The following is a 26901-nucleotide window of genomic DNA, read 5'->3' on the forward strand; positions in this document are numbered from 1 at the left end:
TATGATGGTTATTAGAAAACGGAGGATGTATATGAAAGCGTTAAAATGTAGCGTGATGCTATTGAGTATATTATTTTTATCTCAATTACATGTTTACGCTGAAGAAAATCAGTGGATATGGCCTGTTGAGGGGCAGATAAGTGATTATTTTGGGACAAGGCATGGGAAGCACTATGGTATTGATATAGCTGCGCCTATTGGAACACCTGTTGCGGCTATTCAAAATGGTAAGGTGACGAGGTCTTATTTTTCAAGTAGTTATGGGAATGTTGTGTTTATTAAACATGGAGAATACGAGGCTGTTTATGCGCATTTAAATAAGAGATATGTAGTTCAAGGGGATAATATTTCAAAAGGAGAGCTAATTGGAGAGGTCGGTAATACAGGAGAATCGCGAGGCGCGCATTTACATTTAGAAGTGCATCAAGGAAGATGGACGATGGAGAAAAGGAATGCGATGAATCCGTTGCTTGTTTTAAATGAACAAAAAAATCAAGTCGTGTCATCATCATTATATGTCGTACAAAAAGGTGATACTTTAGTCAGCATTGCTCGGAAATTTAGTATGACAGTTGATGAAATTAAAGTGAGAAATGGATTGCAACAAGAGCGAATCTATCCGAATCAACAATTATACGTTGATTAAAAAAAGAGCTAGTCAAACTAGCTCTTTTTTTACCAAAAAATAAAGACACATATAAATCCAGAAATAGCTAAGTAGCTATATAAGTAAAAGACTTTTGTTCTTGTTTTTTCTTTTGTCCGAAACAGTACAATAGTTGGTTCGATTAAACCGATTGTAAGACAAAGTAAGCCAAGAAGCATAAAGCCAATTGAAATAGAATACAGGGCGATTTGTGGTGCTTGAAATGGGATCATCCATTTTAATAAAAATGCAATAAGTGCAGTGTAACAAATGCTGCCAATGTATTTATTCAATGGTGTATTAGAACGGAAACCAGGAAGTTTTTTGAAAAAAGAACGGGAAACAACTTCTGTTTGTAAAGATGTATGTTCCTCAATTATTTTTTGAGCTTCTTTTCCTTTTTGGAAAAGGGATAAAATCCAATTTCGCTCACCTTGGAAAATAAATTGAGAAGTTGTCAAATAGTGATCAACTTTCACTTTATTCCAACTTTTCCATGGATGACGCTCACACAATTTTAATTTACTTTCTGTTTTTTTATCATACTGATAAATACTTATGCCATCTTGATCAAAAGTAGCGTAGTATGTCTCACTTGAGAATGTGCCTAAATCAATTGGACAGTAGAAAAGCAATTCCTTTTTTAAGTAAAAGTATTCTTTTCTTAAGTTTTTTTTCATTGCTTCTCGAATAGAGTGTCTTTTCTCTTTCTTCATGACATTTCCTCCATAATTCAGAAAATGTTCTTATCTTAACAATTCAACATCTTATCACTTTTAACTATATATGACTAGGGGATTCATAAGAGAAATACCGAATTATAAAAAATATGGGTTGTATTGTAAAATATTTTTCAGTCCATTACATATACTTAAAGTAGATAACTTATTTATAATAAGTTACGATTTTTTAGTTCACAATACGATCATGTTGTTGTATAATGAAGGAGAAAATAGAATATCGGTCTATCTTCGGGGCAGGGTGAAAATCCCGACCGGCGGTGATGAACAGTTAATGATGTCGTTCTAAGCCCGCGAGCCGTTAAGGCAGGATTTGGTGTGATTCCAAAGCCGACAGTATAGTCTGGATGGGAGAAGATGGAGGTTCAAGCGTTCAAAAAAGATAAGTATTTGAACGTCTGTTTGATGTGCCTTAAAATTCTCCCTTTGTGTAAATCACAAGGGGTTTTTTCGTTCTATGAAAAAATAGGCATAGCAGAACCTTTCCACTTTCCATGAGAAGATCGATGGAAAAGGAGAGAGAAAGATGAAACAAAAAAACAGTGTAGTGCAGATGGTGAGTGTGGCGATGCTAAGTAGTATTGCATATTTACTGATGATGTTGGACTTCCCATTCCCAGGGCTTCCGCCATTTTTAAAAATTGATTTTAGTGATGTACCAGCTCTAATTGCAGCGATTATTTTTGGTCCGATTGCAGGAGTAATTGTAGAAGCCATTAAAAATGTTTTATACTATGGAATTCAAGGGAGTTTAACGGGAGTGCCAGTTGGAGAAATAGCGAACTTTATAGCGGGATGTTTATTTATAGGTCCGGCAGCATTCTTATTCCGAAAGTATCGTTCAGTAAAAAGTTTAACTACAGGATTAATGTTAGGAACAATTACTATGACGGTTATTATGAGTGTGTTAAACTACTTCATTATTTTACCAGCGTACACTTGGTTTTTAAATTCACCAGCTATGTCTAGTGATGTTATGCGGCAAACTATTATAACGGCTATATTACCGTTTAATATAATTAAAGGAATTGTTGTGACGATTGTATTTGTAGCGTTATTTTCACGCCTGAAAGTATGGGTATTTGCAAAGATGAAAAACGCTTGAAAATATTAAGCCATCGGCAGTATTACTGCTGATGGTTTTTTGTTAAGGGAAATGAAAGAGTGAACAAAAAATCCCCCTCATATTTAGGAGGGGGATCTTTTGAAGTTAATAAAAGACTATTCGAATTTTAAAGCGTCGCCATCAAATGATTCGTCAGCAACTTTAATTGAGTCAGTTGGACAGCCTTCGAATGCATCCATCATATCTTCAACTAATACATCTGGAATTTCAACGATACCTTGGTTATCATCTAATGTTACAAATGCAATACCTTCATCATCATAGTCATAAATGTCTGGTGCAGCAGCTCCGCAAGCACCGCATGCAATACAAGTATCTTTATCAACGATTGTATATTTTGCCATCTTTTTTCCCTCCTGATAATATGTATGTGAAAAGTTCGCCATAAAAATTATAACCTTATTGTAAAACGGTTTTTAAAACTTTTCAACATAAAATTATAATGATAATGCTTATCAATTAGAGTGTCAACTTATTTTTGAATTATTTCATAAGATTTTCAAAATACTTAAATGTTACTACGTTTGATACAATAGAATATATACAAGTATAGAGCGCGAATATGATAAGTTTAATTAGTAACGGTAAACGTGTAATCATACTGAAAAAGAAATTAAGTTAATATTGAAGGGTGGAAGCGGTAATGCAGCTACAATACACTTTATTATATTGTTTAAAACAATTGAATGGTGAAAGAACCGTTTCTTCTATTTATTATTTATTAAAAGGAAAGCGATCTTCGCAAACATTACAAGATGGTAATATGTTCCGAATTTCTTTTTTGTTTGGGATATATAAATCATTAGATAGAGCTGATTATGATCGAGAAGTTTCAAAGTTGTTACAAGCGGAGTTGGTTCAAGCTATACATGAAAATACATACGTGTTAACGACTACTGGTAAAATACAATTAAACAAATGGGAAGATGTATTTGCTTTTCCGACGTATTTACATGGTTTACACTATGGTGAATTAGGTGCAACGTTTTGGAAGAGATTATCATTAATTGTCCAAACTATTTCGAATTTACAACAGGCGAATACGAAATTTATTCCAATTCAACAAGATACAGAAATAATGATGTGGGTGAAACGTTTTCTCACTGGAATTCCATATGTGAGGAGTGAATTGGCTAAAAGATTGTGGAAGGAAATACATGGTCTTTTAGAAAAAAGTAATCCAGTAGAGGCGACAATTGTAACATATCGTTTAACTGGCTATGAACGTATTGGTTGTACTGTACAACAATTAGCGGAAATTACGAAACAAGATGTATTTCGAGTGCATTTTTTATTTTGGGGTACAATTCACTTCTTTATTCAAGAAGTTCGCAATAAAGAAAATGAGTTTCCATTATTAGCTGAAATTATATCTTATCCAAATGAGAGAGCTGATTTGTTTAGCTTGTCGACGAAAAGAACATACAATCTTTGGAGACAAGGGCGTTCTTTAGAAGAAATAGCAACAATTAGGAATTTGAAGGTTGCAACAATAGAAGATCATTTTGTAGAAATTGCTTTACGAGAAAAAGAATTTTCTATTGAGATGTTTATGGGAAAAGACAAAATAGAAAAAGTAACAAAAGTAATTGAAGCATTACAAACACGTAAATTGCGTGTGTTGAAGCAAGCGGTTGGGGAGGAAATCTCTTATTTTGAAGTCCGTCTTGTATTGGCACGGATGGAGGGTATAAATGAAGCTTGAGGAATATTTATATAAGTGGTTTGGATATTCTGAATTTCGTCCGGGACAAAAGGAAGTTATTACGGACCTATTGGAAGGAAAAGATGTTATAGCAATGCTTCCGACTGGAAGGGGGAAGTCCATGTGCTATCAACTTCCGGGGCTTATGCAAGAGGGAACGGTGCTTGTTGTATCACCATTATTATCTTTAATGGAAGACCAAGTTATGCAATTAAAGCATGTTGTGAAAAATCGAGTTATTGCATTTAATAGTTTTCGGACGTTAAGTGAAAAAAGAGAGGCTATGAAAAAGCTAGCTTTTTATAAATTTATTTTTGTATCACCAGAGATGTTGCAGTCGGAATTGTTAATAAGAGAATTGAAGGGAATTCATATTTCATTGTTTGTCGTAGATGAGGCTCATTGTATTTCACAATGGGGCTATGATTTTCGGACGGATTATAAAAAGTTAGATCAAGTAATTGAGAGTATCGGATCTCCAGCGGTACTAGCATTAACGGCGACCGCGACAAAGGATGTACTACGAGATATAGCGGAGAGTTTAAGTCTAAAAAATGTCGCTGAGCATGTATACTCAATTGATCGTCCAAATATTGCGATGGAAGTACAATTTGTGGAGACGATAGAAGAAAAAAAAGAGGCGCTTTTTGAGCATGTAATGTACTTACAAGGACCGGGTATTGTTTATTGTTCAAGTAGGGCATGGACAGAGCGTTTAACTGAGTATTTAAGAGGAAAAGGGGTTACAGGTGTAGCTTTTTATCATGGTGGTATGGAACACGAAGAGCGTATGTTAATTCAACAACAGTTTATGAATGATCAATTGCAGCTTGTAATATGTACAAGTGCTTTTGGGATGGGAGTAAATAAGTCGAATACGAGATATATTATTCATTTTCATTATCCGACAAATGTAGCTTCCTATTTACAAGAAATCGGAAGAGCTGGAAGAGATGGCGACCCGAGTATAGCCATTTTATTATGTAGCCCAATGGATCATGATTTGCCAATTTCAATCATTGAAGATGAATTGCCAAGTAAGTCGCAAATACAATTTTTATTTTCGTTACTACAAGAAAGAATGTTTCAAATGAAAGCATTACCAATAGAAGATGTAGAAGGAATTTGTTATGATGCAGCAGGATTTAGTGAACAATATTGGCGTTTCATCCGCTATCATCTTGAACATCTTGGAATCATACAACAGCGAAATCTTATGCTAGAGAGCTTGTCAGATGAAATAATGTACAGATTAATAGCGGAAGTGGAAGTGAGATTGCGTAATAAATATAGTCAGCTAGAAAATATGAAGTCATGGATACAAGTTCAAGGGTGTAGACGTGAATATTTATTACAACAATTCGGTTATAGAAAAGACCAAGAGTTAAAAAACTGTTGTGATTACTGTGGTATTACAAAAACGGATTATAAAAAAAGACGAGCGCAACAATCAATTTTCGACTATAATTGGGAAACAGAGTTACAAAAGCTTTTCGGCCTAGAAAAGATGGAGGAATGATGAACATTCAAAGGCATAATGTTGAAGATATGAGTCCGAGGGAAATAAGACTGAATCTCTACATAACACAATTAATTATTATTGGTATCGGTTGTTTACTAGCATATATATTATTTCAAGATAAGAAAGAAGTTTATAGTTTGTGGAAATGGGAACCTGTTTCCATACTTGTAATAGGTGGTTTGTTAGCGATTGGTATTGTGTTATTAGATTATATTGCAATGAGAGTGTTTCCAGAGTCTTGGTTTGATGACGGTGGTATTAACGATAGAATGTTTCAAGGAATTTCTGTCATGCATCTACTCGTCATTACGTTTATTATTGGTTTTGCTGAAGAATTTTTATTTAGAGGTGTAATGCAGACTCATTTTGGAATTGTAATAGCGAGTTTCATTTTTGCTGTGTTACATATTCGATATATAACGAAGCCTTTTTTGTTTTGTTTTGTCTGCTTTATTAGTTTTGTTTTTGGTTATGTATTTGAGTGGACAGGAAATTTGTTTATAACAATCTTTGCACACTTTCTTGTTGATTTTATAATGGGGCTTCAATTAAGAAAATAAATGGAAGGTGGTGGTGAACAACATGAGAAAACGAATTCCTGATTTTGAAGAGGAATTAGAAGTTGAGCGAGTGGAAGAAGATGAAGGTTTACCGCCGCGTAGTGAAATTCGTAGAAATAAAGAAAAAAAACCAAAATTTAAAATGAATCACATTTTCGTCCGAGTGTTAACATTTCTATTCATATTGTTACCTATTGGTATTCTATGGTATACAGATAAATATATACAGGTGAAAAGTGATAGTAATAATGCTGGAAAAAGTGCGTTTGAAGTGATTTTCTTTGATTCAGCTAAGACTGAATCAAAGAAGCAGTCTGAGAAAGTAGTCACTCATACTGTGAAAGAGGGAGAAACGTTAGAAAGTATAGCGAAGCAATATTTTTCAGATGAAACTGGGATTGAAGTGATTAAAAAATATAATAATTTACAAGAAGATGAAGTGAAAGTAGGGCAAGAATTAAAAATTCCTATTAAAGATAAGTCCACGAAACAAGAGAGCTAGTAAAATAAGTGATTCATAGCTGGATATAAAAATTATGGACTATACTTTACGAGGAGGGGGAGTAAAAAATATATGTCATGGATTATATTATTAGGTACTCTCATATGCGTTGGTTTTGTATGTCTTCTTGGAATGTATAAAGAAGCGATGCGTAATACGGTGTTGGAACATACCCTAGTATTCGAAGAATTTCCGGAAAGTTTTCAAAAAGTTAATGTTTTTTTTATTTCGGATATTCATAGAAGGATCATTTCTAACTCGCTAATTGAACAAGTAAAAGGAAAAGTAGATTTCGTAATTATTGGCGGCGATTTAGCGGAAAAGGGCGTACCTTTATCGCAAATCTCTTTAAATATTCAAAAACTAAGAGAAGTAGCTCCTGTATATTTTGTGTGGGGAAATAATGATTATGAAATTGAATATCACGAATTAGATGCTTTATTGCTAGAAAATAACGTGAAGGTTTTAGATAATACACGAGTTGTATTTGAATCTGAATCAGGTGAGAAGATTTGCTTACTCGGTGTAGATGACGTTGGATTAGAACGGGATCGTTTAGATTTAGCGTTGGCAGATTGCAAAGAAGAGGGTTTGCGCATTTTAATTAGTCACAACCCTGATATAATAAAAAAAATGTCTGGGAAAGAACGAATTTCGCTCGTGCTAAGTGGGCATACACATGGAGGACAGATTCGATTGTTCCCGTCTAAAAAGCATTTAAAGGGGGGCGTATATAAGCATTCAAATACGACTCTCTTTGTTAGTAATGGGTATGGAACAACTTTGTTCCCTCTTCGTTTTCGGGCACCTTCCCAAACACATATCATTACGCTATGCAGGGGGAAACAATGCCAACTTTAAATGGAAAATATAATATAAAAGCTGTTTCAAATATACTCGGAATTCAGCCGAGCACACTTCGTGCATGGGAAAGACGCTATCATATTATTGCTCCAAAGCGGAATCATGCGGGGCATCGTCTATATACAGAAGAGCATATCAAAATTTTGAAATGGTTAATGGACAAAGTTTCTGAGGGTATGATGATTGGACAAGCAGTTCAGTTATTAGAAGGGAATCGGTTGCAGAATAACGTTCAAAAAGAAAATCTTTATGATAAAGAAGTTGTTTTAGTGGACGATATACTACAAGCTTTGTTAAAATTTGATGAAATTACAACTTCTGCATTATTAAACGAAGCTTTTAGTATATATTCAGCAGAAAAAGTCATTACAAGCATCATCCTTCAAGTGACAAACAAATTGTTAGTTTTAAAAAATAATAATGAGATTACAATGTCACAATTCAAATATGTAGTATCATTCTTGCAAACACGTCTAGGTATGGTTTATCATAATGCGTCACTGCATCCTTCCGCACACAAAGTTTTCGTTTTAGAAAATAATATATTAAAAGGATTTATTTTCGCGACGTATTTACGTTTAAAAGGATATCAAGCGATGTATATTGGGACAAGTTTAGATGAAGAAGGTATTATACTAGCCATTGAACAATTACGACCTAAATATTTGTTTATATCTTTTGATGATGAACGAGAACTTGAGAAGGCAGTGAGATTCATTGATTTGTTGCAGGAAAAAAATAAAAACCTTTCTGTTGGTTTTATAGGGAGAAAAGGTGTTGAAGGTCAATTAAATCTTCAAAATGTCCTAATTGGTAATACAAAAGAAGAATGGGATGGATGGTTAAAATTGTCAGAATAGTTGTTCGGAAAGAACCATCTATTTTCTATTTCATATAATAAAAATTAGATTCAATGGTTACGTAGGGAGGGTATGAGATGAGGCTGGAACGTTTAAATTACAATAAGATAAAAATTTTCCTAACATTTGATGATTTATCTGAACGAGGATTAACGAAAGAAGATTTGTGGAGAAACGCACCGAAAGTACAGCAGCTATTCCGTGATATGATGCAAGAAGCGAATAAAGAATTAGGATTTGAAGCGGATGGTCCGATTGCTGTTGAAGTATTTTCTCTACAAGCGCAAGGGATGGTTGTAATTGTAACAAAAGAAAATCACGAAATGGACACAGAAGATGAGTTCCGTGACGAGTTTATTGAAATGCAAGTGACTCTTGATGAAAGTGAGCATATACTTTACGAGTTTGCTACATTGGATGATGTAATCAATTTGTCAAATCGCTTATATAACCTTGGTGTAACTAGCGGAAAGCTGTATACGTGGGATGGGCGTTTTTATCTTTGGATAGAAGAAGAAGATCAATTTCAATTGCTGAAAGCAGATTTTATAGCTATTTTAGCGGAATACGGAAATTCATCTACAGCAACCATTTACCGCATCATGGAATATGGTAAGGAGTTAATGGATTCTCAAGCAGTTGAACAAATATACAATTACTTTGTGAAAAAACAAAACCTCGGCTAATGTAAAGTAGCTTGAGGTTTTATTTTTATCCTGAAAAGAATAGGGAAATCTAAAGTTTTGAAAACTGAGGGGACAAGAAGAATAGCTGATCTATTTGCAAATACCTAATTAATTTTTCTTGGTTAAATATTTATTTTATCGCACTATATTTTGATGAAATTAAAAAATATTTAAATATTTAAGTATTTTACTTCTCTAAAAGCAATAAAAGGACTATAATAATAGTGAAAACGCTTGCAACGTAAAATAGTTTGTATATATTTGTTAGCGTTTTCTATTGCATTCCAAATTTAACGGTGTATACTAGGCAATGAAGGTTTACTAAACAAGTGAAATTACAGGGGGTTTACTTACTATGGTAGCCGAAAAGGGAACTCAAACGAAAACACAACAACAAAGGGAACAACATTTTGAATTGTTGAATTCAACACAAATTGTTATTAATGAAGCATTAGAAAAATTGGGTTATCCAAACGAAGTATATGAATTATTGAAAGAACCAGTTCGTATGATGACGGTGAAGATTCCAGTTCGTATGGATGACGGGACTGTTAAAATATTTACAGGATATCGTGCACAACATAATGATGCTGTTGGTCCAACGAAAGGTGGAATTCGCTTCCATCCAAATGTAACAGAAAATGAAGTGAAAGCACTTTCAATCTGGATGAGTTTAAAATGTGGTATTGTTGATTTACCATATGGTGGAGGTAAAGGTGGAATTATCTGTGACCCACGTGAAATGTCATTCCGTGAGTTAGAAAGATTAAGCCGTGGTTATGTACGAGCAATTAGCCAAATCGTTGGTCCAACAAAAGATATTCCAGCTCCAGACGTATTTACAAACTCACAAATTATGGCATGGATGATGGATGAGTATAGCCGAATTGATGAATTTAATTCACCAGGATTTATTACAGGTAAACCACTTGTATTAGGTGGATCACACGGACGTGAAACAGCGACAGCGAAAGGTGTAACAATTTGTATTCGTGAAGCTGCGAAAAAACGTGACATTGATATTAAAGGTGCACGCGTTGTTGTTCAAGGATTCGGTAATGCGGGTAGTTTCTTAGCTAAATTTATGCATGATGCAGGCGCGAAAGTAATTGCAATTTCAGATGCTTACGGTGCACTACATGATCCGAACGGATTAGATATTGACTACTTGTTAGATCGTCGCGATAGCTTCGGTACCGTAACAAAACTATTTAATAATACAATTTCAAACAAAGAACTGTTAGAACTTGATTGCGACATTTTAGTGCCAGCTGCAATTGAGAACCAAATTACAGAAGAAAATGCTGATAAGATTAAAGCGAAAATTGTAGTTGAAGCTGCAAATGGTCCAACTACATTAGAAGCAACAAAAATCTTAACAGATCGTGGTATTTTACTTGTTCCAGACGTATTAGCAAGTGCTGGTGGCGTTACAGTATCTTACTTTGAGTGGGTACAAAATAACCAAGGTTACTACTGGACTGAGGAAGAAGTAGAACAACGTTTAGAAAAAGTAATGGTAAGATCATTCGATTCAATTTATGAAACATCACAAGTTCGTAAAGTTAACATGCGCTTAGCTGCGTACATGGTTGGTGTTCGTAAAATGGCTGAGGCTAGTCGCTTCAGAGGCTGGGTATAATATATAATGTTTTGAGAAAACGTGATTTCCTTTCGAGGGAATCGCGTTTTTTGTTGAAGTTACTAGTTAGAGGTGTTGAATAGGAACAATGAAATAATGGATCAAGTAGGTTAATTAGAAGAAAGAGTAAAACAATTAGAAAGGGAGCTAGGAAGAACTAAAAATGCTCAGAGAACTAGTGTCATTCGGATTATTGGAGAGGGTCTATTACATTTTGTTTTTGGAGTGTTTGCTGTAGGGCCGATTATCGCTGTAGAATTTGGAATTATTACGTAGATTGGTGAAAAATAGAATAAAAATAAAAAAGAACGCTTGTTCTGTACGAACAAACGTGCTATACTTTCCTTAGATAAACAAAACGGAAATGATTTTAAGGAGAGATAAATGATGAAAATGACAGTAGACCAAAGATTTATGATGCCAGCAGATGTTGTAGAACGAGTGGAAGTTTTACGAAATAAACATAGTAAGCGTGGTACATTATTACAATCAGTAAATAAGTTTTTCGGTTTAGATACGAAAGAAGATTGTATTTGGTTTTACGGTTTTTATGGAGTAGCTGTAAGTATTTTATTATTTATGGTGTTCACATCAAATATTTTCGATACTCTCTTCGCGTAAGAAATATGCTATATGGACATTGCCACCGAATACATATATAAGGAAGAAAGGTAATTTTTTAGAGCGGAGTTGATAGCGATGGCGCTGTTCCCTATAGAGCGCAACTATATTGGATACGGAAGTTCACGACCAGGAATTCCTCTTTCAAAGGTAAGATTTATTGTTAGTCATGATACCGGGAATCCTGGTAGCAATGCGATAGGAAATCGGGATTACTTTAATGAAATACAGCCGAAAGCTTCAGCGCATACATTTATAGATGACAAAACAATATTAGAAATTATTCCGATAAATGAAGTGGCATATCATGTTAGGTATAATGCACCGACTGATAATGATTTGTATGGTTATGATGCGAATAAGGTTGCTATTGGAGTTGAACTTTGTTATGGGGGAGAGATTAACTTTTGGGAAGCGTATAACCGTTTTACATGGTATCACGCTTATTTATGTCAAAATTTCGGTTTGAATCCGAAAAAAGATATTGTGTCACATAAAACACTTGATCCTACTCGGGAAATTGACCCTGAAAATGTATTAGGGCAACAAGGAATAAAATTTCAGCAGTTTTTAGCAGATGTCTATCGGATGTATGTTTCGTTTAGATGACAAATATAAGAAAAATGAATACAATAAAGATAGGTGCCTACTGCTGTAAGTAGGTTTTTTCTTGTTTATATAAATAGAGTAGAGGCAGAAGACTAGGAGTGAATCGAGTATGCAAAAAGAAACAGCTATTATTATTGGAGGCGGCCCATGTGGATTAGCAGCGGCAATTTCGCTACAAAAGGTAGGGATAAATCCATTAGTAATTGAAAAAGGAAACATTGTAAATGCAATTTATAATTATCCAACCCATCAAACATTTTTCTCTTCTAGTGAAAAATTAGAAATTGGTGAAGTTGCTTTCATTACAGAGAACCGTAAACCAGTTCGTAATCAAGCACTTGCATATTATCGTGAAGTAGTAAAACGTAAGTCGGTGCGTGTAAATGCATTTGAACGCGTGGAACAAGTCCAAAAAGATGGTGATGTTTTTAAAGTTGAAACGACGAAGCGTGACGGAAGTAAAAAAATATATGTGGCGAAGTACATTGTTGTAGCGACTGGATATTATGATAATCCGAATTATATGAATGTACCTGGCGAGCAGCTAGAAAAAGTAGCGCATTATTTCAAAGAAGGGCATCCTTATTTTGATCGAGATGTCGTTGTAATAGGTGGTAAAAATTCAAGTGTAGATGCGGCGTTAGAACTTGTTAAATCGGGTGCACGTGTAACGGTGTTATACCGTGGTGGGGAATACTCACCGAGTATTAAGCCATGGATTTTGCCGGAATTTGAGGCATTAGTACGAAATGGAACAATTCAAATGCATTTTCATGCGCATGTAAAAGAAATTACGGAACATACGTTAACATATACAGTAGAGGGTAAGGCGCATACAATTCAAAACGATTTTGTATTTGCTATGACTGGTTACCATCCGGATCACAGCTTCTTAACAAAAATGGGAGTTCGGATTGATGAAGAAACAGGGCGCCCGATTTATACAGAAGACAGTATGGAAACAAACGCTGAAAATATTTTTATTGCAGGTGTAATTGCTGCGGGAAATAATGCAAATGAAATATTTATCGAAAACGGAAGATTCCATGGAGATGCGATTGCGCAAACCATTGCATCAAGACAATAAAAAGAAGCTGTCGAAAACCTCGACAGCTTCTTTTTATTCGTGCATAAACATGTTTTGGATTGTTTCGTGAGAATTTGTATTCTCTAGTGCGACTAGTAATTTAATTCGTGCTTTTTGAGCGTTTAAGCCATATGTGAAAACAATGCCCATATCTTTTAATTGTTTTCCGCCACCTTCATAAGAGTATACGTCTTGAACGATACCGTTGAAGCAACGAGAAACTAATACAACCGGAATTCCTTTGTCTATTAATCGTCCTAGACTAGGGAGTGTTCTTGGAGGTAAATTACCTTGTCCGAGCGCTTCGATAACAATTCCGTCTACTGGTAGTGATTCGATTGCTGATAATAATGTATCATCCATACCTGCGTATGCTTTTAGAACGACAACGTTTTTAGAGATTTGTCGTATTGTATATGTTTCGTGATGCACTAAAGCATGATGGAAAACAACACCACGTTTCGTTACCATACCGATTGGTCCGTATTGCGGGCTTTGGAATGTCGCAACATTACTTGTATGTGTTTTTGTTACATTTGTTGCGCAATGTATTTCATCATTTAATACAACTAGAACGCCCTTTTCAGCAGCTTCATTACTACTAGCAACTTTTACAGCGGATAAGAAGTTGTATAGACCATCAGCACCTAATTCGTTACTAGAACGCATTGCCCCTGTCACAACGATTGGAATAGTTGCTTGCACTGTTAAATCAAGAAAATAAGCTGTCTCTTCTAATGTATCCGTACCATGCGTAATGACTACGCCATGAATATCGTCTTGTTTTGCTCTTTCGTCAATGATGACTTGTAGTTGTAGCATTTCGCTAGGAGTCATATGAGGAGATGGAAGATGGAACACATCTTCAACAATTAAATCAACATCGCCTTCTAAATCAGGAATAAATTTCAAAAGAGGATTTTTTTCGCCTGGTTGTACGACCCCAGTTTCTTTATCTTCCTCCATTGCAATTGTTCCACCTGTGTGTAAAACTAGGATTCTTTTCAATGCTTATACCCCTTTCGAGTTAAAAAATACATTTAGAACATAACATGTTTTGAGTAAATTCGACAATGAAAATGTATAAAAGTACGCTTAGAAAATGACAATAAACTTAATTACTTCATGTGCGTTGCGCGAAGTGGCTATTAGGTGGAGTTTTATTTATATAAATTTATGAAATTAGATGCGTGAGTATAGAGGGGAAAGGAGCGAGTGTTTTGAAAAAAGTGGAGAAAATATTTATTCGTATATTGCTAATTCAATTTATTTGTCTTTCTGTTGTACAGCTACTCTTTATACATAAATCTTCAGTGAAATATTTATCAAAAATTGTTTATTACGAAGGTGTCGTCACGAAAAATAAGACGGAAATTTTAAAGGTGAATAAGTAGTTTTCATTTTCTTCTATGATGGATTATGCTACAATAATTGAGGATTTAATGACGTGAAGCAAACGAGAAGAAGCAGGGGGCGAATACCTGCTTTTCGTTTTGTATTATAAGTAAAAAATGAGGTGTTACAATGGATAAACGAATTTCGATTGCTATAGATGGTCCAGCGGCTGCTGGAAAGAGTACAGTTGCAAAAGTTGTTGCAAAAAAACTTTCATATGTTTACATTGATACAGGTGCAATGTACCGTACTATTACATATGCAGCCCTTGAACAAAAAGTGGATATTGAAAATGAAGAAAAGTTAATGGAAGTTGTAAAAAATGTGAATATTGAATTTCAGCAAGGAGAAAATACGCAACTTGTATTTTTAAATGGACAAGATGTTTCTGAGGTTATTCGTACGCCTGATGTGACGAATCGAGTATCTATAGTGGCAAAACATCGTCTTGTTCGTGAAGAAATGGTACGTCGCCAACAAGAATTAGCTAAAAAAGGCGGTGTAGTAATGGATGGCCGTGACATTGGTACACATGTACTACCAGATGCTGAAGTGAAAATCTTTATGCTTGCTTCTGTAGAAGAAAGAGCGGAAAGAAGACATTTAGAAAATATGAATAAAGGTTTCGATTCTAATTTAGAGCAGTTAAAAGAAGAAATTGCTCAGCGTGATAAATTAGATTCAGAGCGTGAAGTGTCTCCTCTAAAAAAAGCCGATGATGCATTGGAATTAGATACAACTTCTTTATCAATTGAAGAAGTTGTCCAAAAAATTATGGGGATTGTTTCAGGGGTGTTTGCAAAATAAAGAAAGAGGATAATCCTCTTTCTTTTTTGTTTGTTTAGAATTGTAAAGGATAAGTGAATTATGAGTCGCTTGTCTTGACAAATGAGTCGATTTATAAGAAGTTAGTTAGAGAGGAATAAAACTGTCAGAATATATTCGCTATTATATTTCAAAACATACTTTATTCAAGACGATTTTGCTGTATACTATTTATATAGGTTTAATAGATTTTCTTGTAAAATGTATTGAAAATGAGTATGTGATGATAAATTCTTATAACATGCAAATGAAAACATTAGTTTTCATTTCGTATATACATAAAAATGCTTTGTCAATTCTGTAGGGAGGTATTTCCATGGTAGAAAAAATGAATGAAGAAGTTATGAATTCAAAAGAATTACAAGTTGGTGACGTTGTTACAGGTTCTGTAACGAAAGTTGAAGAGAAACAAGTTCTTGTAAATATTGGATACAAAACAGATGGTGTGATTCCAATTAGTGAATTAGCTAACGTTCATATTGAAAAAGCAAGCGATGTTGTAGAATTAGATCAAACTCTTGAATTGAAAATTATTAAATTAGAAGATGATGATCTTGTATTATCTAAGAGAGCTGTTGATGCAGAAAAAGCTTGGGTAGAATTACAAGAGAAATTTACTTCAGGTCATGTATTTGATGTTACTGTAAAGGATATCGTGAATGGTGGTTTAGTTGTGGATCTTGGTGTTCGTGGCTTTATTCCAGCTTCACTTGTAGAAGTGCATTATGTAGAAGATTTTACTGAATATAAAGGGAAAGCGTTAGCGGTGAAAATTGTTGAATTAGACCGTGAAAAAAATCGTGTTATCCTTTCGCATAAAGCGGTAGTAGAACAAGAACTAGATTCTAAGAAAAAAGAAGCGATTTCTTCGTTGAAAGAAGGGGATATCGTAGAGGGAACAGTACAACGATTAACTGATTTTGGTGCATTCGTAAATGTAGGCGGTGTGGACGGTTTAGTTCACATTTCACAAATTTCACACGAACGTGTGGAACAACCTTCTGAAGTATTAGAGCAAGGTCAAAAGGTAAAGGTGAAAGTGTTATCTGTTGATGCAGATACACAGCGTATTTCTTTATCAATTAAGGCGGCTCAGCCAGGACCTTGGGAAAATGTTGCTAGTGAAATAAAAGCTGGAGATATTCGCGAGGGAGTGGTAAAACGTCTTGTTACATTCGGTGCATTCGTTGAAATTTTACCTGGCGTTGAAGGTCTTGTGCATGTATCTCAAATTGCAAATCGTCATGTGAAAAATCCAAATGAAGTACTAGAAATGGGACAGGAAGTAACGGTTAAAGTACTTGAAGTACACGTGGCAGAAAAACGTATTTCTTTAAGCATAAAAGAAGCGCTTGAAGAAAATAATGTAGTAGAAGATTATAGCCAATACGAGCCGAATTCTGATTCTGCAACGTTCCAATTAAGTGATATTATCGGTGAACAACTGAAAAAATTAAAGAAATAAAGAGGGGTACAAGTGGTAAGGGCAAAACGTAAATTAGATCATATTGAATACGCTCTTTCTACTGGACAGTCTCGTACACATGGCTTTCATGACATTGAGTTTGTGCATCAAAGCTTGCCAAACTCAAGTGTTGATAGTGTAACATGTGAAACAAAAATCGGCGAACTTTCACTAAGTTCGCCGATTTTTATCAATGCGATGACTGGTGGTGGTGGAGAGCAAACGTTACATATTAATGAGCAATTAGCATATGTAGCGAAACATCACAAACTTGCAATGGCTGTAGGTTCGCAAATGGCAGCGTTAAAAGATGAAAGTGAGGCGGCCTCTTATAAGATCATCAGAAAGGTAAACCCAAATGGTATTTTCTTTGCTAATTTGGGTAGTGAGGCAACTGTTGAACAGGCAGAGCGTGCCGTTGATATGATTGAAGCAAACGCACTGCAAATTCATTTAAATGTTATACAAGAGTTAACGATGCCTGAAGGAGACCGTGATTTTACGGGGGTACTTCAGCGAATTGAGCAAATTGTTTTAAAGAGCAAAGTTCCTGTCATTGTAAAAGAAGTAGGTTTTGGGATGAGTAAGGAAACGGTGCAACAGTTAGTAAATATAGGGGTTACAGCGGTTGATATCGGCGGACAAGGTGGTACGAACTTTGCTGCTGTTGAAAACGAAAGAAGACAGCGAATGCTTTCTTATTTTAATAACTGGGGCATACAAACAGCTACCTCGATCATTGAAGCATCCTCTACAAATAATAACCTCTCTCTTATTGCATCTGGAGGCATACAAACAGCGCTTGATGTCGCAAAAGCAATCGCATTAGGGGCGAATACAACGGCGTTTGCTGGATACTTTTTACGTATTTTAATGCAGGACGGTGTCGAGAAGTTAATTGATGAAATCGATCTATTCCATACGGATTTGAAATTTATCATGACGGCACTTGGTGCGAAGACGATAGAAGCTTTACAATCTGTACCTCTTGTTGTAAAAGGTGAAACATATCATTGGTTAATGCAGCGTGGTATTGATACTGCGCGTTATAGTAGGAGATAAAAAAATCAACCGCTTGGTTGGTTTTTTTCTTTTTATAAAATGAAGAGGTCAAAAATAAAAGTATTATTATTTCTGAGAATGAGGTAAAGAAAGATTTAATCGCGTATGCTGGACTTATTGAAAGTGGTGCAAATGAAAGGAAAAGTGTTGCCGAGGAATTAATCGCGTATTTTATAGATGCGAATCAAGATGAAGCATATAAAGGTTTAACTGCTTATATAGAATTGTGTAACGAGAGAAAGGATTTTAAATCGGTAACATTAGACGTTAAGATAGATGATACTAAAGAGATCGAAGATAAACAGTATGAATTAACGTATTCAATGATGTATAAAACGAATTATACGAATGGGAAAGCAGAACGAGTGCTAACTTTTCAATATAACTGGTTAGCGATAAAACAAGATAAGAGATTGCTATTTAATGGTCAAAAAAAACAGAAAAAACTTACGATAATTTAGGAGAGGAGGATGTTAACAAAAAAGGAGAAAATATATCTTCAAATAGTAAAAATACAATAGGACGTATTACGTATAATAGTGAAGATGTTAATATCCATGCACGGAATATAAGAGAAGATACAGCGATTTTTGGATATAATCAAAAAGTTGAAATTTCACTAACTTCAAATGTAAGAGAAGGGGGTTCTAGTTCAACAACAGTACAATCGACAATTAAAACGGCGAATATTGCAATCGCAGTCGGGAATAAATTGTATAGGAATCCATTGGTGAATGCAGGAAGTGGAATGGAAGCGCTAATTTTTCCGAGGGAATTAGGAGGAGACAAAAATAACCCATCGGAAGATTTGTATGTAAGTTATTATTTTAATATACCAAATGAAGTGAGTTTAAGTGATGCTTAAGTGGTATTACTTTCTGATCAAGGAAATACCATTGCGAGTAGGAAAATTAAAGAAGAAAAAGAAGATATTACAGGCGTAAAAAAGATATTGAACGAAAGTTAAAAGAAATAGGGGAGTCGCATTATGTACGTGTAGAAGTGAAGAGTAAAGATTCATCTCTTCATACGTATTATGTTGTTACATATCCTAAAAAACAACAGACATAGTTACGATTGATGCCACGTCAAGTAATCGAGTTTATAATGCGAAAACAAAAGAATTATATTATGAATAGAATTTATTAAAATAATTACGCAAAAAGACGGTTTCATACAACGCTGAAACCGTCTTTTTGTATTTTTAGTGCTGATTCTGCTTTCGAGCTTGCTCCGGTGTATCAAGACTTGTTGCACCTGGATATTGAAGTGATTGGTCGCGATCCGATTCAACACGGCGTGACTCTCTTAGTTTTCGTTCTTGGCGATCTTTACCCATAATGAATAGCACCTCCTTACTTAAAAGTGTTGCTGTTATGAGAAAAACTATGCACAAAGAAAAGAAGGATTAAGTTTTATAAAAAGTTCCCATAATGGAAAACATAGGAGGTGTAACGATGGATGGGAGTTCTTTTTATTTTGTGGCTTGGATAGGCTGGATTGTCGTGACGTTTTTTATGAAAAAGGAATCTATTCGCTGGAAGTTAAGTGCTGCTATATTGCTGTTTATTATTTGTTCTCCATTAAATGTAACGATCGCTTCTTTCACGGTATCAGTAAATGCTCTTTTACTTTGTTTTATCTCTTTTGTAGGAATCGTGCAATATTCTATTTGGAAAAAATTACATACCTTACTTTCGGCACTTATTATTGCAATGTTATATACAAGTTTTCATTTGTTAGAAGTATATGATCCGATTTGGATCGTGGTTGATAGGTTGTTTTTGTTAAGTAGTGCTCTTGTGTATGCATCGGTTTTATTACATGGGGATCGCATATTACGATTATGCTCCTTATATATAGGGATGTTACAAGGGGAATTGCTAGTGACACTTATTTTTCGGAAACTAAATTTTCCCTATGATTACGGTAGTTTAGCATTTTTTGATATCGTCGCCGTTTCTACATTATTTATGGCAATTTTATTTTGGATTGCAAAAGCATCAGTATACATGGAACAGTTTAAGCGGAAAACACGTAAAAGAAAGACGAGGGTAATACATGACTGAATATACACCAGCCATTTTATGTGGCGTAATTGCAGGGACAGTAACCAGGGTGTTAATGCTTCGCACAGATACGAGGCAATATCCGACGAGGCTTCATGGAAAAATTATTCATATTGCGATGGGTTTAATTGCAGCGGCTTTAGGAGCGATTGCTATCCCGTCTATTTTGAAAAAAGATTTTTCTGCAATTACATTTCTTACATTAGCAGCGACGCAATTTCGTGATGTGCGCAACATGGAAAGAAATACACTTCAACAATTAGATGGATATGAGCTCGTACCGCGTGGCAATACATACATTGAAGGAATTGCATTAGTATTTGAAAGTCGTAACTATTTGGCGATGTTAACGTCGTTTGTGACAACGTTTGCGTATATAGGATTCCATTCGTGGATTGCCGGGATAATAACTGGTATAATAGCATTTTTTATCTCGAAAATACTAATGTCTGGTAAAAGGCTCCATGATCTTGTAGAGATTGAGCATGTTCCACTCCATTTTGAAGGGGCGGGACTTTATATTGATAATATTTATATTATGAATATTGGATTGCCAGCAAGGCAAGAAGAAATTATGAAATATGGAATGGGCTTTATTTTAAAGCCGAAATCGATCGATGCGATGGTTACAATCGCGAATTTAGGACAACGTCAAGCTATTTTACATGATGTTTCTGTTGCTTTAGGGGTATATAAAGATTCTGGTACACCGGCACTTGTGCCGTTAGCGAAGCGTGATTTAGAGGATGGGAGAGTCGGGATTTTTGTTCTTCCGCAAGATCAAGATGCAGAGAAAGCGATAGGGGTAATTGGAAATGTCCCAACATTAGAGAGTGCTGTTCATATGTCATCGGAAGCTCCGAAGGGAAGGGGAGATAAGAGATGATGTTAGAAAGTGTTATTCTCGCAGTTATTACAACAACGCCGGGAAAATTTGCGGGTGGTGCCCCTTTATTTGTTTGTGAGTCGACAGAGGAACTAGAATTTGTTGCAAATAATTTAGAAGCCATTTTAGATGGTATTGCGCATCGCTTACAAGAGAATGTATATATTATTGTGAAACATTAGCAACGTGTGGTATAATGTGAGGTGTTTTGATACGTTGAGAAATATTCTGGAATGCAAATCCCTTCTTGCACAAAGAAGGGTTTTTTACATAATAAACAGAAGCAAGATGAAAGGATGAAAGTATATGCCGAAACCAGTAATAGCGATAGTAGGCCGCCCGAACGTAGGGAAATCTACTATTTTTAATAGAATTGTTGGAGAAAGAGTTTCAATCGTAGAAGATATTCCAGGTGTAACACGAGACCGTATTTATAGTGCGGGAGAATGGTTAAATCATGAATTTAACATTATTGATACAGGTGGAATTGATATTGGAGACGAGCCGTTCTTGACACAAATTCGTCAACAAGCGGAAGTAGCGATTGATGAAGCAGATGTTATCATTTTTATGACAAATGGTCGCGATGGTGTAACTGCAGCTGATGAAGAAGTTGCTAAAATTTTATATCGTTCGAACAAACCTGTTGTACTTGCGGTAAATAAGGTTGATAATCCAGAAATGCGTAGTGATATTTATGATTTTTATGCATTAGGATTTGGCGAGCCATTCCCAATTTCAGGTACGCACGGTTTAGGACTAGGTGATTTGTTAGATGAGGCTGCGAATCATTTTCCAAAGATTGAAGAAGAAGCGTATGACGATGAAACAATCCGTTTCTCTTTAATTGGACGTCCAAACGTAGGGAAATCATCACTTGTAAATGCACTTCTTGGTCAAGAACGTGTAATTGTAAGTAATGTAGCGGGAACGACACGTGATGCTGTCGATACACCATATAGTAAAGATGGTCAAGATTATGTAATCATCGATACAGCTGGTATGCGTAAAAAAGGAAAAGTATACGAAAGTACAGAAAAGTATAGTGTACTTCGTGCACTTAGAGCGATAGAACGTTCTGACGTTGTCTTAGTCGTTTTAGACGGAGAAGAAGGAATTATTGAGCAAGATAAAAAAATCGCTGGATATGCTCATGATTCAGGACGAGCTGTTATTATCGTCGTAAACAAATGGGATGCAGTTAAGAAAGATGAGAAAACAATGAAAGCATTTGAAGAAAACATTCGTGCTCATTTCCAATTTTTAGATTATGCGCCGATTGTATTCTTATCTGCGAAAACGAAAAAACGTACACAAACATTATTACCGGTTATTAATGAAGTAAATGAAAGCCATAGTATCCGTGTACAAACGAATGTATTAAATGATGTAATTATGGATGCGGTAGCGATGAATCCAACGCCGACTCATAATGGTAGCCGTCTGAAAATCTTCTATGCGACACAGGTTGCGGTAAAACCACCAACATTTGTTGTGTTTGTAAACGATACAGAATTAATGCACTTTTCATATGAGCGCTTCTTAAAGAATCGTTTACGTGAAGCGTTCGGTTTTGTAGGAACGCCGATTCACATTATCGCTAGAGCAAGAGACTAATGGAGAGGATGTGATTTTATGACAAAAATCACAGTAATTGGAGCAGGTAGCTGGGGAACAGCGTTAGCGATGGTATTAGCTGACAATGGGCATGATGTACGTATTTGGGGAAACCGTTCTGAACTCATGGATGAAATTAATACAAAGCATGAGAACAGTAGATATCTTCCAGGGATTACATTGCCAAGCACAATCGTAGCCTACTCTTCTTTAGAAGAAGCATTAGTAGATGTAAACACAGTACTGCTAGTAGTACCGACGAAAGCGTACAGAGACGTATTGCAAGAGATGAAAGAAATTGTTACAGAACCAATTACTTGGATTCATGCAAGTAAAGGAATCGAACCAGGCACGTCAAAACGTATTTCGGAAATGATTGAGGAAGAAATTCCAGAGAACTTGATCAAAGATGTTGTTGTACTGTCTGGACCGAGCCATGCTGAAGAGGTAGGTTTACGTCAAGCGACAACTGTCACGTCCGCAGCTAAACGTATGGAAGCGGCTGAGGGAGTACAGGATTTGTTTATGAATAGCTATTTCCGTGTATATACAAATCCAGATATCGTTGGAGTTGAACTTGGTGGTGCTTTAAAAAATATTATTGCACTAGCTGCCGGAATAACTGACGGACTTGGATTAGGTGATAATGCGAAAGCGGCATTAATGACACGTGGTTTAACGGAAATTGCTCGTTTAGGAAGAAAGATGGGCGGAAATCCACTTACATTTGCTGGCTTAACTGGTATGGGTGACTTAATTGTAACTTGTACAAGTGTGCATAGCCGAAATTGGCGTGCAGGAAATATGCTTGGAAAAGGACACTCTTTAGAAGAAGTGTTAGAAAGCATGGGTATGGTTGTTGAAGGTGTACGAACAACGAAAGCTGCCCATGAGCTGGCAGAGAAAATGGAAGTTGAAATGCCGATTACAGCGGCTTTATATGACGTGTTGTTCAATGAGAATAATGTAAAATATGCAGTAGGCTCATTGATGGGACGTGTTCGAAAACATGAAGTTGAAGCGATACCTGATTTGTTATAAAAAAAGCGGTAGAAGTACATTTCGTACTTCTACCGTTTTTTTATTTTTTATGGGTCTTTTCACCAATTTTTCATTTTTGCATAGGATGAAGAGTAACTTGAGGAGAGGGTGAAAAGAATGGATAACAACATTTTTAGTAACATTGAAAAAGAAGCGAAAGTGAACAAAGAAGATATTTTTAAATTAGCGTCGTCTGTTCAAAATGCGAACTTACGTGATGAGAAAGTGCTTCGCCAATTGATTCATCAAGTTGCTCTAATGGCAGGACGTGAAGTGCCAAAAGAGCAAGAGGATCAAATTGTAAAAGCAATCATTAACAATAATATGCCAGCGGATTTTAGCTCGTTAAGTAAAATGTTTAAAAAGTAAAATATGAGAAACAAAGAGTTTAGAGAATGCATATGATAGTCATGAAAGAATGGGAATAGAGCTGTTAAGGGCATATTTGGTCAACCGAAGCGCGAAATAACGTGCTTCGGTTTTATTATTTTATTTAAATTTTGTTAATTCACGGTAAAATGCAGATTTCTATTTGTTTAAAGATTTTAATTTGTTAAAATAGTATAAAAATAGTTAAAAAGTAAAGGGGTGTATATATGTCGGAAGGGCTTATAAAAATGTGGTTTGCTTTAGGTTCAATTGGATTTATGTTTCTTGCGGTAAGTTTTATTTTATTAAGTAGGCATAAAATGAAGAATAAATTTTTGAAAGGGATTACAGCGTTAGTAGCGTACACCCTCATGATTGTATCTGGAATTGTTATTTTTCTTGTTGTATTTAGTGGTCCTATTGAGCAATAGAGGATGTGTAGTTGATAAATGTTACAAAAGGAACAGTCCATACTAGCATGAAAAGGTGATTGTCAGTGAAAAAAATCTATATTATTTTAATATTTTGTTGCATAAGCATTTTAACAGGGTGTATGTATCCAAAAGAAAATATGAAACAAAATGCTATTCCTTATGAAGATCAGTTACAAGTTGTACAAAAAGCCATTACTACATATAGGGAACAAACTGATGGTTTATTACCAATTAAGACACGTGATATGAGTACACCGATTTATCAGAAGTATCCAATTGACTTTCAAAAAATTGCTCCTCGATACATACAAGAGGCACCAGGGAATGCATATGAAAGTGGTGGCGTATATCAATATGTATTAATAGATGTTGAAACAAATCCAACAGTAAAGTTAATTGATGTTAGGATGGCGGAACAAATTCAAGAAGTGACATTAAAGCTTAAGATGTATCGTGATGAACATCAATATCCACCTTTTAAAAAAGTAATTACAGATGGTGTTTATGAATTGGATTTCAAAAAACTAGGATATAAAGATGTACCACAAGTGACAAGTCCATATTCTGGAAAGGGACTTCCTCTTGTAATCAATGAAAAAGGTGAAGTGTTCGTTGATTATAGAATTGACTTATATGAAGCGTTGAAAAAAAATGAAGGGCAATTTAAGGAAGGGGAAGATATTCGGAATATACTATCGAAAGATTCCCCATTTGTTCCTGCATATTCTTTACCGTATACAGTAAAGGACGGAGAACCAATTTTTTTTAAATCATAAGTCATGAACCTTTCTTTTAGCGAATAAGTTCTAGAAGAAAGGTTTTTTATGTTATACAACTTGCGATGCAAACAAAAGGTATTTTTTAAATAGTCATATGAAATTGGACAAAATTATATGATATATTGTCCGGATTTCTAGAATACCATTATATTATATCAGATATTATAGGCAACGTTAGAGAAGGTATTAGTTGACTATAAATGTGGAATTATTCCCAAAAATTTCGAGGGAGGGAATCACTTGGAAAAGGTAGACATTTTTAAAGATATTGCGGAACGCACAGGCGGTGATATTTATTTTGGAGTTGTAGGAGCTGTTCGAACAGGGAAATCAACGTTTATTAAAAAATTTATGGAACTTGTTGTTATTCCAAATATTGAAAATGAGTCAGACCGTCAAAGAGCGCAGGATGAACTGCCTCAAAGTGCTGCTGGTCGTACAATTATGACGACGGAACCGAAGTTTGTTCCAAACCAAGCGGTTTCTATCGAAGTAGATGAAGGTCTTGAAGTGAATATTCGATTAGTAGATTGTGTTGGATATACAGTTCCAGGAGCAAAAGGCTATGAGGATGAGAACGGCCCGCGCATGATTAATACTCCTTGGTATGAAGAGCCTATTCCATTCCATGAAGCTGCAGAAATTGGAACGCGTAAAGTAATTCAAGAGCACTCAACAATTGGTGTAGTTATTACAACAGATGGAACGATTGGTGAAATTCCAAGGAGAGATTATATAGAGGCAGAAGAACGCGTTGTAAATGAGTTAAAAGAAGTAGGAAAGCCTTTCATTATGATTATCAACACAGTGCAGCCATACCATCCAGATACAGAGCAGTTACGTCAAAGTTTATCTGAAGAATATGATATCCCAGTAATTGCAATGAGTGTTGAGAGTTTAAGAGAAACAGATGTGTATAATGTACTTCGAGAAGCACTATTTGAGTTCCCGGTTTTAGAAGTGAATGTAAACCTTCCAAGCTGGGTTATGGTGCTAAATGAAGGACATTGGTTACGCCAAAGTTATCAAGAAGCAGTTCAAGAGACTGTGAAGGATATAAAACGTCTTCGTGATGTGGATCGTGTCGTTTGGCAGTTTAGTCAATATGAATTTATTGATCGAGCAAGTTTAGCTGGCATTGATATGGGGCAAGGGGTAGCGGAGATTGATTTATATGCACCAGATGAATTATATGATCAAATTTTAAAAGAAGTAGTAGGAGTGGAGATTCGAGGGAAAGATCATTTATTGAAACTTATGCTCGATTTATCTCATGCGAAAACAGAATATGATCAAGTGGCAGATGCTTTACGTATGGTAAAACAAACAGGATATGGAGTAGCGGCGCCTGCGTTAGCTGATATGAGTTTAGATGAACCGGAAATTATTCGTCACGGTTCAAGATTCGGTGTTAAATTAAAGGCTGTTGCCCCGTCTATTCATATGATTAAAGTGGATGTAGAATCAACATTTGAACCGATTATTGGTACTGAAAAACAAAGTGAAGAACTAGTTCGTTATTTGATGCAGGACTTTGAAGATGATCCGCTATCAATCTGGAATTCTGATATATTTGGGCGCTCTCTCAGCTCCATTGTTAGAGAAGGAATTCAAGCGAAGTTATCTCTAATGCCAGAAAACGCTCGATATAAGTTGAAAGAAACGCTAGAAAGAATTATTAATGAAGGATCTGGTGGATTAATTGCGATTATATTATAAGAAAAAAATCCCTCTAATTGTAGAGGGATTTTCTTTCTTTTTGATTATGTAATAGAAAAATAAACAGTCA

30 protein-coding genes, 1 pseudogene and 1 riboswitch are annotated in these 26901 nt (G+C 35.4%); of the genes and pseudogenes, 27 read left to right on the forward strand and 4 right to left on the reverse strand.

The annotated features are described in order from the left end of the window. Positions 1–31: 31 nt before the first annotated feature. Positions 32–646, forward strand: coding sequence for a peptidoglycan DD-metalloendopeptidase family protein (locus tag MR109_RS08545; protein ID WP_071721177.1), 615 nt, complete (start codon positions 32–34; stop codon positions 644–646). Between the two features lie 29 nt (positions 647–675). Here the strand turns inward: MR109_RS08545 and MR109_RS08550 are convergent, their stop codons facing one another. Then, positions 676–1362, reverse strand: coding sequence for a hypothetical protein (locus MR109_RS08550; protein ID WP_002171127.1), 687 nt, complete (start codon positions 1360–1362; stop codon positions 676–678). 247 nt (positions 1363–1609) lie between these two features. Further along, a riboswitch (FMN riboswitch) is annotated at positions 1610–1749 on the forward strand. 163 nt (positions 1750–1912) lie between these two features. Between MR109_RS08550 and MR109_RS08555 the strand changes: the two genes are divergently transcribed. Continuing rightward, positions 1913–2491, forward strand: coding sequence for an ECF transporter S component (locus tag MR109_RS08555; protein ID WP_002171128.1), 579 nt, complete (start codon positions 1913–1915; stop codon positions 2489–2491). A 116-nt stretch (positions 2492–2607) separates the two neighbouring features. Here MR109_RS08555 and MR109_RS08560 read toward each other — a convergent pair whose 3' ends face one another. Then, a complete protein-coding gene (locus MR109_RS08560) occupies positions 2608–2856 on the reverse strand; it encodes a ferredoxin (protein ID WP_002171129.1) in 249 nt (82 codons plus the stop codon). Positions 2857–3155: 299 nt separating this feature from the next. On the opposite strand from MR109_RS08560, the gene MR109_RS08565 reads away from it, so the two are divergent. The 12 genes and pseudogenes from MR109_RS08565 (at position 3156) to MR109_RS08620 (ending at position 13170) form a co-directional block, all read left to right on the forward strand. After that, a complete protein-coding gene (locus MR109_RS08565) occupies positions 3156–4217 on the forward strand; it encodes a YpbB family protein (RefSeq protein ID WP_002171130.1) in 1062 nt (353 codons plus the stop codon). Continuing rightward, positions 4207–5736: a RecQ family ATP-dependent DNA helicase gene (locus MR109_RS08570; protein WP_098472959.1), complete on the forward strand. Its 1530-nt coding sequence runs from the start codon at positions 4207–4209 to the stop codon at positions 5734–5736. Before MR109_RS08565 ends, MR109_RS08570 begins: the two co-directional genes overlap by 11 nt. Next, positions 5736–6299 (forward strand): CPBP family intramembrane glutamic endopeptidase, encoded by a 564-nt coding sequence (locus tag MR109_RS08575; RefSeq protein WP_242271766.1) that lies wholly within the window; start codon positions 5736–5738, stop codon positions 6297–6299. Before MR109_RS08570 ends, MR109_RS08575 begins: the two co-directional genes overlap by 1 nt. A 22-nt stretch (positions 6300–6321) precedes the next feature. Continuing rightward, positions 6322–6801 carry a LysM peptidoglycan-binding domain-containing protein gene (locus MR109_RS08580; protein ID WP_048370456.1) on the forward strand — a complete coding sequence of 160 codons (480 nt, stop codon included), beginning with the start codon at positions 6322–6324 and terminating at the stop codon, positions 6799–6801. A 72-nt stretch (positions 6802–6873) separates the two neighbouring features. Further along, positions 6874–7662 (forward strand): metallophosphoesterase, encoded by a 789-nt coding sequence (locus tag MR109_RS08585; protein WP_242271768.1) that lies wholly within the window; start codon positions 6874–6876, stop codon positions 7660–7662. Next, positions 7650–8525, forward strand: coding sequence for a MerR family transcriptional regulator (locus tag MR109_RS08590; RefSeq protein ID WP_242271769.1), 876 nt, complete (start codon positions 7650–7652; stop codon positions 8523–8525). The genes MR109_RS08585 and MR109_RS08590 overlap by 13 nt, the downstream gene beginning before the upstream one ends. Positions 8526–8602: 77 nt before the next feature. Next, on the forward strand, positions 8603–9211 hold the full coding sequence (locus MR109_RS08595) for a genetic competence negative regulator (RefSeq protein ID WP_098472963.1): 609 nt from the start codon (positions 8603–8605) through the stop codon (positions 9209–9211). 355 nt (positions 9212–9566) lie between these two features. Further along, positions 9567–10853 (forward strand): NAD-specific glutamate dehydrogenase, encoded by a 1287-nt coding sequence (gene gudB / locus MR109_RS08600; protein ID WP_002171137.1) that lies wholly within the window; start codon positions 9567–9569, stop codon positions 10851–10853. Between the two features lie 96 nt (positions 10854–10949). After that, positions 10950–11129: pseudogene (locus MR109_RS08605) on the forward strand (hypothetical protein). Positions 11130–11237: 108 nt separating this feature from the next. After that, entirely contained in the window at positions 11238–11474 is a 237-nt protein-coding gene (locus MR109_RS08610; RefSeq protein ID WP_242271770.1) for a DUF3961 domain-containing protein, read from the forward strand. Between the two features lie 78 nt (positions 11475–11552). Then, positions 11553–12083 (forward strand): peptidoglycan recognition protein family protein, encoded by a 531-nt coding sequence (locus MR109_RS08615; protein ID WP_242271771.1) that lies wholly within the window; start codon positions 11553–11555, stop codon positions 12081–12083. A gap of 109 nt (positions 12084–12192) precedes the next feature. Further along, positions 12193–13170: a YpdA family putative bacillithiol disulfide reductase gene (locus MR109_RS08620; protein WP_048370447.1), complete on the forward strand. Its 978-nt coding sequence runs from the start codon at positions 12193–12195 to the stop codon at positions 13168–13170. A gap of 33 nt (positions 13171–13203) precedes the next feature. Here MR109_RS08620 and ansA read toward each other — a convergent pair whose 3' ends face one another. Beyond that, the gene (gene ansA / locus MR109_RS08625; protein ID WP_071721169.1) at positions 13204–14178 is read right to left on the reverse strand and encodes an asparaginase; all 975 of its coding nucleotides are present in this window, start codon (positions 14176–14178) and stop codon (positions 13204–13206) included. A gap of 212 nt (positions 14179–14390) precedes the next feature. Here ansA and MR109_RS08630 point away from each other — a divergent pair, with 212 nt between their 5' ends. The 4 genes from MR109_RS08630 to fni all read left to right on the forward strand — a co-directional run bounded on the left by MR109_RS08630 (position 14391) and on the right by fni (position 17917). Then, positions 14391–14564: a DUF5359 family protein gene (locus MR109_RS08630; protein WP_082147772.1), complete on the forward strand. Its 174-nt coding sequence runs from the start codon at positions 14391–14393 to the stop codon at positions 14562–14564. Between the two features lie 130 nt (positions 14565–14694). Beyond that, positions 14695–15372 (forward strand): (d)CMP kinase, encoded by a 678-nt coding sequence (cmk, locus tag MR109_RS08635; protein WP_002171142.1) that lies wholly within the window; start codon positions 14695–14697, stop codon positions 15370–15372. 334 nt (positions 15373–15706) lie between these two features. Beyond that, positions 15707–16855, forward strand: coding sequence for a 30S ribosomal protein S1 (rpsA, locus tag MR109_RS08640; protein ID WP_071721164.1), 1149 nt, complete (start codon positions 15707–15709; stop codon positions 16853–16855). A 12-nt stretch (positions 16856–16867) separates the two neighbouring features. After that, the gene (gene fni / locus MR109_RS08645; RefSeq protein ID WP_178940411.1) at positions 16868–17917 is read left to right on the forward strand and encodes a type 2 isopentenyl-diphosphate Delta-isomerase; all 1050 of its coding nucleotides are present in this window, start codon (positions 16868–16870) and stop codon (positions 17915–17917) included. 1204 nt (positions 17918–19121) lie between these two features. Here fni and MR109_RS08650 read toward each other — a convergent pair. Then, entirely contained in the window at positions 19122–19256 is a 135-nt protein-coding gene (locus tag MR109_RS08650) for a YpzI family protein (RefSeq protein WP_000513901.1), read from the reverse strand. A gap of 118 nt (positions 19257–19374) precedes the next feature. On the opposite strand from MR109_RS08650, the gene MR109_RS08655 reads away from it, so the two are divergent. The 9 genes from MR109_RS08655 to spoIVA all read left to right on the forward strand — a co-directional run bounded on the left by MR109_RS08655 (position 19375) and on the right by spoIVA (position 26831). After that, complete coding sequence (locus MR109_RS08655; RefSeq protein WP_242271774.1) at positions 19375–19986, forward strand: YphA family membrane protein; 612 nt, start codon at positions 19375–19377, stop codon at positions 19984–19986. Then, positions 19979–20872 (forward strand): YIEGIA family protein, encoded by an 894-nt coding sequence (locus tag MR109_RS08660; protein ID WP_025147239.1) that lies wholly within the window; start codon positions 19979–19981, stop codon positions 20870–20872. The genes MR109_RS08655 and MR109_RS08660 overlap by 8 nt, the downstream gene beginning before the upstream one ends. Then, positions 20869–21054: a capping complex subunit for YIEGIA gene (locus MR109_RS08665; RefSeq protein WP_048370434.1), complete on the forward strand. Its 186-nt coding sequence runs from the start codon at positions 20869–20871 to the stop codon at positions 21052–21054. Before MR109_RS08660 ends, MR109_RS08665 begins: the two co-directional genes overlap by 4 nt. Before the next feature lie 124 nt (positions 21055–21178). After that, a complete protein-coding gene (der, locus tag MR109_RS08670; protein WP_025147238.1) occupies positions 21179–22489 on the forward strand; it encodes a ribosome biogenesis GTPase Der in 1311 nt (436 codons plus the stop codon). A gap of 18 nt (positions 22490–22507) precedes the next feature. Next, the gene (locus MR109_RS08675; RefSeq protein ID WP_025147237.1) at positions 22508–23530 is read left to right on the forward strand and encodes an NAD(P)H-dependent glycerol-3-phosphate dehydrogenase; all 1023 of its coding nucleotides are present in this window, start codon (positions 22508–22510) and stop codon (positions 23528–23530) included. Positions 23531–23647: 117 nt separating this feature from the next. Further along, positions 23648–23899, forward strand: a complete 252-nt coding sequence (locus MR109_RS08680; protein ID WP_002171154.1) for a stage VI sporulation protein F — start codon at positions 23648–23650, stop codon at positions 23897–23899. A gap of 227 nt (positions 23900–24126) precedes the next feature. After that, positions 24127–24330: a DUF2768 domain-containing protein gene (locus tag MR109_RS08685; protein ID WP_002171155.1), complete on the forward strand. Its 204-nt coding sequence runs from the start codon at positions 24127–24129 to the stop codon at positions 24328–24330. Between the two features lie 65 nt (positions 24331–24395). Then, on the forward strand, positions 24396–25109 hold the full coding sequence (locus MR109_RS08690) for a hypothetical protein (RefSeq protein ID WP_048370432.1): 714 nt from the start codon (positions 24396–24398) through the stop codon (positions 25107–25109). 243 nt (positions 25110–25352) lie between these two features. Beyond that, positions 25353–26831 (forward strand): stage IV sporulation protein A, encoded by a 1479-nt coding sequence (gene spoIVA / locus MR109_RS08695; RefSeq protein ID WP_000416521.1) that lies wholly within the window; start codon positions 25353–25355, stop codon positions 26829–26831. The last annotated feature ends 70 nt before the right edge of the window (positions 26832–26901 follow it).

The organism is Bacillus cereus group sp. BfR-BA-01310, assembly GCF_022664325.1.
Taxonomy (GTDB): Bacteria; Bacillota; Bacilli; order Bacillales; family Bacillaceae_G; genus Bacillus_A; species Bacillus_A paramycoides.